The following is a 2,397-nucleotide window of genomic DNA, read 5'->3' on the forward strand; positions in this document are numbered from 1 at the left end:
ATATGATTATATTAACATAAACAATCTGTTTTTAATATCGAACGCCTGGGCACAAATTCCTCGCCGTGGCGGCAGAAAGCGCCTCGCAGGCCCTGTCGCGAACGGATGAAAGGAATTCCAGCCATGACCACATCCTATGGCATTCTGGGGCGCCCAGCGTTTCGCGCGCAAACGATGACGCGCGAGATCGCCGATGATCGAATGATTCCCGATGCATAACGCCTGGCGCCGCGGGCATCTCCTCCCCGGCACGATGTTCTGTCTTGCCGTCAGCCTCGTGGCGACAGGGCTCGCCAGCCTCGAAGCACGGCTTTTGGGGCGCGCTTGGCTCGAGCCCCTGGTCTTGGCGATCATCGTCGGCACCATCCTCCGCTCGCTCTGGACGCCGAGCACCATCTGGATCGGCGGCATTCGCTTCAGCGCCAAAATTCTGCTCGAGCTTGCCATTCTATTGCTCGGGGCCAGCCTCAGCGCGCAGGCGCTCGCGGCCGTCGGCCCCGGGTTACTGGCCGGGATCGTCGGCGTGGTCGGTGTTGCCATCGCCATGAGCTATGGCATCGGGCGCCTGCTTGGGCTGCGGCCGCGAATGGCGCTGCTCGTTGCCTGCGGCAACGCGATTTGCGGCAACTCGGCCATCGCGGCCGTCGCGCCGGCGATTGGCGCCAAAGCCGAGGATGTCGCGACCGCCATCGCCTTCACCGCGGTGCTCGGCGTCGCTACCGTCCTTGGTTTGCCCGGATTGATACCGCTTCTCCATCTCAGCGGCTCGCAATATGGTGTGCTGGCCGGTCTGACCGTCTATGCCGTGCCGCAAGTGCTCGCCGCGACCGTTCCCGCGGGCACGATCGCCGTCCATATCGGCACGCTGGTCAAGCTCGTGCGCGTGCTCATGCTCGGACCGGTGCTGTTGGTCCTGTCATTGATCGCGCACCGGTTGCAAGACAATGGCGAGGATCTGGGACAGGGAGCGGCGGCAGGTGATCCGTTGGCGTACCGGCTGCGGTTTCATCATCTGGTGCCATGGTTTATCGTCGGCTTTCTGGGCCTTGCCGCTCTCCGCTCCTTCGATGATGTCCCGCACTCTCTGCTTTCGCCCATGGCGATGGCGGCGAATTGGCTGACCGTGATCGCGATGGCCGCACTCGGCCTCGGCACCGATCTGCGCCAGGTCGCCCGCGCCGGTTTGCCTGTGGCAAGCGCTGTCACGGTCTCGCTCGCACTTATCGTTGCGATCAGCTTCGCCTTGATCCAGTTCCTCGGCTGAGCACGGATGATGGCTCGCCCAAGGAGAGAAGCGTCGCGCGCGCCGGCGGGCTACGCCTTGCGCGGGTTAGGCGCGCTGCGCGGCGCCGGGGATTGGCCAGTTATCGATCAGCCGGACAGCGCCCAGCCGCACCGCGGCGAGCACCCGCGCCGGGGCATGGCACGTCGTGCAGGGCGCGAGGGTCTCGGCGTCACAGATTTCCAGATAGTCGACGCTGAACCCGGCCGCGGTGAGGGCCGCGTGCCCTTCCGCCAGGAGTGGCGCGATGGCGTCAGGGGTCGCGGTCGCCCGCGCCGCGATCTCACGTAACACTGCGGCAAGACGCGGCGCGATGGCGCGTTCGCCGGGGGAGAGGAAGCGGTTGCGTGATGAGAGCGCAAGCCCGTCCGCCTCGCGCACCGTCGGCACCGCGCGAAGCCGCACCGGGATGTCGAGATCGGCGACCAGGCGACGCACCACCAGCCATTGCTGATAATCCTTCTCGCCGAACCAGGCGCTATCGGCCCCGGCTTGCAGCAAAAGCTTGGTCACCACCGTCGCCATGCCGTCGAAATGCCCAGGCCGCTGGGCGCCGCACAACCCCTCGCTCAGCCCGGCGACGCTGACCGTGGTGGCATAGCCGGATGGGTACATGGCGCTGATGGTTGGCGCATAAACCAGATCCGCGCCAGCTCGGGCGGCGGCAGTGACATCGGCCGCCTCGTCCCGCGGGTAGCGGTCGAAATCCTCATTCGGGCCAAATTGCCGCGGGTTGACAAAAATCGAGACCACGACCCGTTCGGCCTCGCCCCGCGCGGCGCGGATCAACGCCACATGGCCGTCATGTAGCGCCCCCATGGTCGGCACCAGCGCCACCCGCGCGCCATCGGCACGCCAGGCCGCGACCATGGCACGGAGCCCAGTTGGCGATCGTTCAATCGGCAGCATTACACCGTCTTCCCTTTGACCGAGGGAAATGGGGCAGGGGCTCGCCGCCAGGACTCGTCCCGCCATGACAGAGATTTGCACATCGCTCCGCTCATTAGCGCAGCACCCATCCGGCGTCACCCGCCATGGCGCGAGGCTCGTCGCTTGCGCCAGCGCGTCTGAGGGTTGCGTCAAAAATTCTCTTGGCCGGTCGAATTGGCCTCGCA

Annotated in this window: 2 protein-coding genes; one reads left to right on the forward strand and one right to left on the reverse strand. The window is 65.9% G+C overall.

Translation table 11 applies throughout. The features are described from left to right. Nucleotides 1–211 precede the first annotated feature (211 nt). Entirely contained in the window at nt 212–1,264 is a 1,053-nt protein-coding gene (locus ACP5M5_RS14620) for a YeiH family protein (protein WP_427938576.1), read from the forward strand. Between the two features lie 66 nt (nt 1,265–1,330). Here the strand turns inward: ACP5M5_RS14620 and panC are convergent, their stop codons facing one another. Next, entirely contained in the window at nt 1,331–2,191 is an 861-nt protein-coding gene (panC, locus tag ACP5M5_RS14625; protein ID WP_427938578.1) for a pantoate--beta-alanine ligase, read from the reverse strand. Between the last annotated feature and the right edge of the window lie 206 nt (nt 2,192–2,397).

This window comes from Acidibrevibacterium sp. (assembly GCF_049965395.1).
Lineage (GTDB): Bacteria > Pseudomonadota > Alphaproteobacteria > Acetobacterales > Acetobacteraceae > Acidibrevibacterium > Acidibrevibacterium fodinaquatile.

Coding starts and splice junctions, on each gene's coding strand:
- ACP5M5_RS14620 (WP_427938576.1), top strand. CDS start 212: ATGCATAACGCCTGGCGCCGCGGGCATCTCCTCCCCGGCACGATGTTC.
- panC (WP_427938578.1), bottom strand. CDS start 2,191: ATGCTGCCGATTGAACGATCGCCAACTGGGCTCCGTGCCATGGTCGCG.